This is a genomic window from Acidovorax sp. NO-1, assembly GCF_000238595.1.
Lineage (GTDB): Bacteria > Pseudomonadota > Gammaproteobacteria > Burkholderiales > Burkholderiaceae_C > Acidovorax.
This window is the reverse complement of the sequence record NZ_AGTS01000125.1, coordinates 1-338: the sequence shown is the minus strand read 5'-3', so window position 1 is coordinate 338 and position 338 is coordinate 1. Positions and strand designations below refer to the sequence as shown.

Annotated in this window: 1 protein-coding gene; it reads left to right on the top strand. The window is 63.0% G+C overall.

What is annotated here, in order from left to right; all coding sequences use genetic code 11:
- A partial coding sequence (locus KYG_RS18725) for an IS110 family transposase (protein WP_008906500.1) occupies positions 1–338 on the top strand: 338 nt, incomplete at both ends.

Sequence of the window (338 nt, the reverse complement as noted above, 5' to 3'; positions counted from 1 at the left end):
ATCGCTGACAAGACCGCCGCCCTGATCCTGGCGGAGCTCGGCGATATCGACCGCTTCGCCGATGCGCGCGCCGTTACCGCCTTTGCCGGCTTGAACCCGCGCCTGCAGGAGTCCGGCCTCGCGCGCGGCCATACCTGCATCTCGCGCATGGGATCAGTCCGCTTACGAAGTGCGCTATACCTACCTGCTGTCGTGGCGCTGACCTATAACCCGGCTATCAAGGCGCAAGCCGAGCGCCTGAAAGCCAGGGGCAAGAAAGGTAAACAAACCGTCTGCGCCGCCATGCGTAAGCTGCTGACCATCGCCTATGGCGTGCTCAAATCGGGCAAGCCTTTCGA